1 rRNA gene is annotated in these 465 nt (G+C 50.3%); it reads left to right on the top strand.

The window, feature by feature from the left end:
- Window positions 1-124 precede the first annotated feature (124 nt).
- Window positions 125-465 (top strand): 23S ribosomal RNA (locus tag ACZ9XP_RS17820); the annotation flags it as partial.

A 465-nucleotide genomic window follows, 5' to 3' on the forward strand; every position in this document is an offset into this window, starting at 1 on the left:
GTTAATTCTGATCGTAATGAATCGTCGACTTGGGTAGAAAGATTGTATCGACTGTCGTATACGCCTTAGTGTGCGACAAGTCACCAGCGCGAAGCTCATCAGATTAAGGTAACTGAAATGATAGGGTCAAGCGACTAAGTGCATCTGGTGGATGCCTTGGCGATCACAGGCGATGAAGGACGTGCAAGCCTGCGAAAAGCAGTGGGGAGCTGGCAATGGAGCTTTGATCCACTGATATCCGAATGGGGAAACCCCTCCGCAAGGAGATCCTGCGCTGAATATATAGGCGCATGGAGGCGAACCGGGAGAACTGAAACATCTAAGTACCCCGAGGAAAAGAAATCAACCGAGATTCCGTAAGTAGTGGCGAGCGAACGCGGAAGAGCCTGTATGTGTTATGGATTGAGTTAGTGGAACGCTCTGGAAAGTGCGGCCATAGTGGGTGATAGCCCCGTACACGAAAAC

Source organism: Vogesella perlucida (assembly GCF_979366545.1).